A 7715-nucleotide genomic window follows, 5' to 3' on the forward strand; every position below is an offset into this window, starting at 1 on the left:
AGTAGTCACCATGACGTTCTCTTCACGCCTGACAGCAGTCGGAGCCTCGATGGCGCTGCTGTCCGCCACCCTCGTGGTACCGGCGCAGGCTGCCACGGCCGCCCCCGATACCGACGCCGTCATCATCAACGAGGCCTACACCAACGGCGGTTCCGCCAACGCCGTCTTCACCCACAAGTTCGTGGAGCTCTACAACCCGAGCGATGCCGACGTCTCCCTGGACGGCTGGTCCATCCAATACCGTTCCTCGGGCGGCACCGGTGACCCGACCGGGGTCATCGAGCTCTCGGGCACCATCAAGGCCGGCGGCTATTACCTGGTCCAGGGCAATGCCAACGGCAACGAACCGAACGGAGAAGCCCTGCCGCCCGCCGATGCCGGAATCGGCACCAGCGTGGCCTTCGCCGGCACCAACGGGACCATCGTCCTGGCCGACCAGACCGAACGGGTCTCCCTACCGGTCGGCTCGGTGACCGCCGAGACCGGTGCGGCCGGCGTCGTCGACCTGTTGGGCTACGGCACCTCGAACACCTTCGAGACCGCTGCCGCCACCGGCCCCTCCGCGAACAACGACCCGAAGTCCATGACCCGCACGGACGGCGTGGACACGGATGACAACTCCGCCGACTTCACGGCCACCGGAACGATCACCCCCACCAATGCCGCGGGCGAGACCGCAGGCGGCGGCACCGGTGAGCCGGAGCCTGAGCCCGAGGTCCCCACGGAGTTGACCCCGATCGCCGAGATCCAGGGCACCGGGGCCGCCTCCGAGATGGTCGGCGAGAACGTCATGACCCAGGGCGTGGTTACCGCCGTCTACTCGACCGGCGGCTTCAACGGGTACTACCTCCAGACGGCCGGTTCCGGAGGCGATGACTCCACCCCGGGTGCCTCCGACGCCGTCTTCATCTACTCCCCAGACACGGTCGGTGACGTCGCCCTGGGTGATCACGTGCAGGTCGTCGGCGAGGTCTCCGAGTACTACGGCGGCACCCAGCTGACCGTCCGCGCCGGTGGCGTGGAACAGCTCGACGAGGCCGCCGAGGCCGTGAAGCCCACCGTCCTCGAATTCCCCGCTGATGAGGAGACCAAAGAGGCCCACGAGGGCATGCTGCTCGACCCCTCCGGGATGGAGTGGACGATCACGGACAACTACGACGTGAACTCCTACGGTTCACTCGGCCTCGCCCCGGGCACCGACCCGCTCCCGAACCCGACGTCGGTCGCCAACCCGGGCGCCGAGGCGCAGGCCGTGATGGCGGAGAACGCCGAGAAGCTCATCGTCCTGGATGACGGTGCCACGACGAACTTCATGCGTTCGCCCGGCAACCAGAACAAGTTGCCGTACCTGAACATCGACGATCCAGTGCGCGTCGGTTCAGCCGTGACGTTCACGGACCCGGTGATCCTCGACTACCGCTTCGAGGCGTGGAACTTCCAGCCGACCCAGCACCTCACGCACGAGAACGCCGATGAGGTCCAGCCCGCGACCTTCGAGAACACCCGTGAGGCGGAGGCCACCCCGGAGGACGTGGGCGGCAATGTGCAGCTGGCCTCCTTCAACGTGCTGAACTACTTCACCACCCTGGGTGAGGAGTTCGAGGACTGCGATGCCTACGAGGACCACGAGGGCAACCCGATCGCCACCGACTACTGCGATCCGCGCGGCGCGTACAACGAGGAGAACTTCCTGCGCCAGCAGGAGAAGATCGTCGCTGCCATCAATGGGCTTGATGCCTCCGTGGTGGCGCTCGAGGAGATCGAGAACTCCGCCAAGTTCGGCAAGGACCGTGACGAGTCCCTGGCCGCTCTCGTCCAGGCCCTCAATGCCGACGCGGGCTCGGAGAAGTGGGCCTACGCCGCCTCGCCGACCGAGCGTCCCTCCGCCGCAGACGAGGACTACATCCGCAACGCCTTCATCTACCAGCCGGCCGCAGTGGAGACCGTCGGCGAATCCACCATCCTGACCGGTGATCCCGCCTTCGGCAATGCCCGCGAGCCTCTGGCCCAGACCTTCCGCGTCCTTGGCGAGAACGGTGGAGTCGAGGGCACCGAGTTCGTGGCCATCACCAACCACTTCAAGTCCAAGGGCTCGGGAACCGGTCCCGGCAACAAGGACTCCGGCGACGGCCAGGGCAACTCCAACGCGGACCGCGTGGCCCAGGCCGAGTCCCTGGTGGACTTCGCCGAGGACCAGAAGGACTCCGAGGACACGGATCGGGTGTTCCTCATGGGCGACTTCAATGCCTATGAGAAGGAGGATCCGATCAAGGTCCTCGAAGCCGCAGGTTACGTCAGCCAGGGGGCGAAGGCCGAGGGCGAATACACCTACGCCTATGACGCCGGCGTCGGCTCTCTGGACGGGATCTTCGCCTCCCGCTCGGCCGACGAGACCGTCATGGGCACTGACATCTGGATGATCAACGCCAATGAGTCCGTGGCCATGGAGTACTCCCGCTACAACTACACCCCGGAACAGCTCTACGCACCCGACCAGTGGCGCTCCTCCGACCACAACCCGATCCTCGTCGGCGTCCAGCTGGACGGCGAGGAGGAGCCCGGAGGCCCGACCGACCCGGAGCCGGTGGAGGACTTCTCGGACAATCAGCCCGGTTCGGTGTACTACACACCGGTGCGGTGGATGCAGGCTGCCGGGGTGACCACCGGCTACGCCGACGGAACCTACCGCAAGGCCGCGGAGATCACCCGCGGGGAGTCCGTGGCCTTCCTGCAGCGCTACCTGGCCCCGGACTACACCACCGACCCGGCCGAATCCGTGTTCCCGGACGTGCCGGCAGGGGCCCCGCACTTCACCCCGATCGCCTGGGCCGCCGACGACTCCGACGGCACCCCCGTCTCCGAGGGCTACACGGACGGCACCTTCCGGCCCGGCCAGGACGTCACCCGCGCGGAGTTCGTGACCTTCCTCTACCGCGCCGTGGACGGCGCGGCCGTGGAGAACGAGCCGGGCTTCGAGGATGTCCCGGGCACCAACCCCTACTTCGAGGCGATCTCCTGGGCTGCCGCCGAGGGAATCGTGAACGGGTACACGGATGGCAGCTACCGTCCGTACGATCCGATCAGCCGTGGTGAGGTCGCCAAGGTCATGCACTACTACGATGCCGTGGCCACCGACTGATCAGCGGCCACATCATCCAGAGGGCCCCACCCTGCCAGCGCGGCGGGATGGGGCCCTCTGGGCGTCACGGAGAGATCAGCCGGTGGCGAGTGACCAGATCGCCCGAGCCGCGGCGTCGGCGTCGCCCAGGGTGCGGGCCCGTCCGTCCGGGTCGCGGCCGGCCTCCGCGGCGATCGCCGTGCCCCACTGGACGGAGGCCAGTTGGAGCCCTAGGACGAACACTCCCTCCTGGACCACTCCCCCGGCCCCCTTCAGGCGGTGGGGACGCCCGGTCACGTCGAAGCCGCGGCCCGGCACCGGGTCCCCCTCCTCGTCCTCCACGGTGTACGGCACCGCGGTGCCATCGGCCAGGAGCGAGGACACCAGGGCCGACGTGGAGAGCAGCACACGGTTCGGCGGCATCATCGCCTCCATCATCCACGTCCCCCGGTGCACGTCCTGGGCCTCATCCGAACCACCCACCTGCGGGGAGGCCACCGTGAACCGGGACCGGCCGGCGTCGGGCTCGAATTGCGGATCCGGGCCCACGAACCGGACCAGGCCCGCCCGGGCCACGGCGAGCAGCTGTTCCACGCGCGTCAGCGGCGGACCGGACGCCAGCCCCTCCACGAGGGTCTCGAACCAGCCGGAGACGTCCCGCCGCCGGGAGGCATCGGTGAGCCGCTGCTCGGCCACCAGCTGCTTCACCAGCAAACGCGCGGCATGCAGGGTCCCTATGGCCACCATGAGCGGGGAGTCCTCACCGGCCGCGGCCTCGGCGCTGATCCCCTCCAGGAATCCGGCGACCTCCCGCTGGTACTCCTCGCCCGTGCCGTACACCCGGCCCTCGAAGGGACGGGCCAGGGCACGGATGTCCAAGAACGGCATGCCAGGCGCATACGCATGGAGCAGTTCCTGCGCCTGGTGCGCCGTGACCGGTTCGCCGCGGCCGGCCGACTCCAACAGGCCCACGAGCGAGGCCAGGAACTCGGTGGCCGGGCCGGAGCCGCCGAGGATCTCCGGCCGATTGCGCGCCAAGGCGTTGTAATACGCGCGCACCACGTCCCGGTGGATCAGCGGCCACAGGTGCATCATGAAGTCGAGCGGACCGTGCTCGGCCTGCAGCGCCTCCACCACCTCCGGCACCAGGTACTTCAGGGCCACCGCATGGGGGACGAACGCATCCAGTTCGGCCTTCGGCAGGTAGCAGACACCCCGCCGTGAGGCCGGGTGCAGTACGGGCTCGGCGCCGGACGGCTCATAGCGCAGGGCCTGGCCAGGGCGCTTGCCGGTGTCCACGAATCGACCGCCCCGGCCCAGGGTCAGCTGGGCGAGCGCGTCGAAGAAGTTCAGGCCCATCCCCCGTACCAGCACGTCGGCCCCGGCAGGCACCGCCTCCCAATCGAGATCACAGGGGATGGATGGTCCGCGGTATTCCAGCCCCAGAACAGCCGCCGCGGTGGCCAGACGGTGCTGTTCGCTCGTCAGGCGGGCGGGGACGTGCCCCACGGCCAGCACGACGGCGTCCGCCGCCAACGTGCCCCCGTCACCCAGGGTGAGGATCGTCTGCCGGTGCGCGGCGCCGTGGGCACCGTGCACCGGGGTCACCGTCCGCGCAGGCTCCAGGTGAACCACCTCGGTCTGGCGCCATTCCAGGGTCCCGACGGCGGCCGAGGCGGCCAGCGCGTCCGTCACCTCGCGGTACATCTCGGCAAGGTATCGGCCGTAGACCGCCCGCGGAGGGTAATCGGTACGGTCCAAGACCTGGGCCCGGTCCGGGTGGGCCATCCGCCACTGGTCGAAGGTCAGGGCCGCTGAGGAGGGCCGCAGGCCGGGGGTGCCGGCGGCAGCCACGGTCGGGAAGAAGGACGGGGTGTTCATCAGGAACAGCTCCGACTGCCCGGTCCGCCACACGTGGCCGGGTCCCGGCTCCTCCGGATCCAGCACCACGATGTCCACCAGCGGAACCGGTGCCGGCCCTCCGGCCTCCTCCACCACCGCCAGCAACCGCTCCAGGAACGAGGTCCCCCGCGGGCCGGCTCCCACCACGGCGATCGTGAACCGGTCTCCTGGGACGGCGTGGATCATGGCGGGGGGTCCTCTCGCGGTGCGGTGTGTTCGTGGCCATCAGCCTACGGCCGGACCAGGGCGTGTGCTTCGATGGTGGCATGCAGCAGAACCCACACCCCGTTCCCACCGTCACACCCACCGGCCTCGCCACGGAGGCCGAGGACGAGTTCCTCTGGCTCGAGGACATCCACGGCGAGCGCCCCCTGGACTGGGTCCGGGAGCAGGATGCCCGCACGGAGGCGCTGCTGGCCTCAGACGGTTTCGATGCGTTGCAGCGGGACCTCACCGCCATCCTCGATTCCCCGGACCGGATCCCCCACGTCACCAAGCGTGGCGACTGGTACTACAACTTCTGGAGGGACGGCGAGCACCCGTGCGGGCTGTGGCGGCGGACCCGCTGGGAGCCGTACCTGGCCGGGGACCCCCAGTGGGAGGTCCTCCTGGACGTGGACGCCCTGGCCGCCCAGGAGGGCACCGATTGGGTGTTCGCCGGCGCCCGGCTGCTGCGCCCGGACTGGGACCGTGCCCTGTTGCGCCTCTCCCCCGATGGCGGTGACGCCGTGGCCGTGCGCGAGTTCGACCTCGCCACCCAGGCCTTCGTGCCGGCACCCGAGGGCTTCGACCTTCCGGTGGCCAAGACGCAGACTTCGTGGATCGACCGCGACCGGCTGCTGGTCGGCACGGTGACGGACCCGGATCCCGACGCCGGCGATGCCACCCGGTCCTCCTACGCCCGGACCCTGCGGGTCCTGCAGCGCGGCCAGACGCTGACTGCGGCGCCCACCGTGTTCGAGGTGGATGCCGCTCACGTGGCCGCCTTCGGCGGGCACGATTCCACACCGGGCTGGGAGCGGACGGTCGCGATCGACGCCGTGGACTTCTACCGCTCCACCACGTGGCTGCGTGACCCGGAGACCAGTTCCGGCTGGCGGTTGCTGGAGGTACCCCTGGACGCCGAGGTGGACGTGCACCGGCAGTGGCTCACGGTGTTCCTGAAGTCCGAGTGGGAGCTGCCGACCGCCGTACACCCGGCCGGCTCCCTCCTCGTCTGCACAGTGGACGGCTTCCTGGACGGTTCCGAGGAGCCACGGGCCGCGTTCCTGCCCGCCCCGGACCGTACCCTCTCCGCATGGACGTGGACCGCGTCCCACCTGGTGCTGACCGTGCTGCAGGACGTCGCCTCCACCCTGTACGCCCTGCCCCAGACCGCGCTGGCGGCCTCCGAACCCCGCGGGACCCCGCAGACCAGCGCCGGACGACCACCGGCGCTGGAGGCCACCCGCCGGATCCGGCTGTCGCACCCGAATCCGGCGGACCCCTTCCTGACCCTGGGGGTCAGCGCCGTGGACGACGAGGATCCGGACTGCGGCAACGACCTGTGGATCACCGCCACCGGCGCACTCACCCCACCCACCCTGTTGCGGGCCACACTCCCGGCGGACCTGGAGGAGACCAGCCGACCGGACGACGTCGTTCCCGATCTGGTGACCGTACGCACCGGACCGGAGTACTTCGACGCCACCGGGCTGGCCGTGCGCCAGCACTTCGCCGTGTCCGACGACGGCACCCGGGTCCCGTACTTCCAGATCGGTCCCGAAGACCTCGAGGATGATGGTGCCAATCCCGTGGTGATGGACGGCTACGGCGGATTCCTCGCCTCCAAGCTGCCCGGCTATTCCGGCGTGTACGGCCGCGGCTGGCTGAGCCGCCGGAACCACGCCGGCCGCCGGGGCGTCCACGTGATCGCCAACATCCGGGGTGGCGGGGAGTACGGGCCCGACTGGCACCGGGCCGCCCTGCAGGAGAACCGGCACCGCGCCTACGAGGACTTCGCCGCCGTGGCCCGCGACCTCATCCGGCGCGGCGTGACGGACCGGTCCCACCTGGCCGCCACGGGCCGCTCCAACGGCGGCCTGTTGATGGGCAACATGGCCACCGCCTACCCCGAGCTGTTCGGTGCCCTGAGCTGTGGGGTGCCCCTCCTGGACATGCGCCGGTACACGGTGCTCTCCGCCGGACACAGCTGGATCGCCGAGTACGGTGACCCGGAGGATCCCGAGCAGTGGGAGTACATCCGCACCTTCTCCCCCTACCATCTGCTGCTCGAACGGCCGGTAACAGGTGCCGAGGCCGGACGCGACGCCGAGGGCCCGGGCACGGGCTACCCGGATCTCCTCGTGTGGACGGCCACCTCGGACGACCGGGTCGGCCCGGTCCAGGCGCGCAAGATGGCGGCCCGGATGATGCGTCTGGGTGTGCCGAACGTGTGGTTCCACGAGGATCTCGAGGGCGGCCACGCGGGTGCCTCGGACAACCGGCAGGCCGCCGCACTGCACGCGCGGTCCCTGGAGTTCCTGTGGAGGAGCGTCGCACACGACTCGCTTTGAAGTCCGGGGCCCCCGGCGGCTACCATGTCAGGGTTACCATCTCACCGATGGCAACAGTGGAGACGTGCCAGAGCGGCCGAATGGACTTCACTGCTAATGAAGGGTCCGGCGAAAGTCGGACCGGGGGTTCAAATCCCCCC

The 7715-nt window shown here is 69.7% G+C and carries 3 protein-coding genes; 2 read left to right on the plus strand and 1 reads right to left on the minus strand.

Going from position 1 to position 7715, the window contains the following annotated elements:
• Positions 1 to 10: 10 nt before the first annotated feature.
• Positions 11 to 3139: an ExeM/NucH family extracellular endonuclease gene (locus tag ABD134_RS06250; protein ID WP_344227831.1), complete on the plus strand. Its 3129-nt coding sequence runs from the start codon at positions 11 to 13 to the stop codon at positions 3137 to 3139.
• Positions 3140 to 3214: 75 nt separating this feature from the next.
• Here ABD134_RS06250 and ABD134_RS06255 read toward each other — a convergent pair whose 3' ends face one another.
• A complete protein-coding gene (locus tag ABD134_RS06255; protein WP_344227832.1) occupies positions 3215 to 5206 on the minus strand; it encodes an FAD/NAD(P)-binding protein in 1992 nt (663 codons plus the stop codon).
• 80 nt (positions 5207 to 5286) lie between these two features.
• Between ABD134_RS06255 and ABD134_RS06260 the strand changes: the two genes are divergently transcribed.
• The gene (locus ABD134_RS06260) at positions 5287 to 7575 is read left to right on the plus strand and encodes a prolyl oligopeptidase family serine peptidase (protein ID WP_344227834.1); all 2289 of its coding nucleotides are present in this window, start codon (positions 5287 to 5289) and stop codon (positions 7573 to 7575) included.
• Positions 7576 to 7715 lie beyond the last annotated feature (140 nt).

The sequence above is a fragment of the Citricoccus alkalitolerans genome, from assembly GCF_039528175.1.
GTDB classification, from domain to species: Bacteria; Actinomycetota; Actinomycetes; order Actinomycetales; family Micrococcaceae; genus Citricoccus; species Citricoccus alkalitolerans.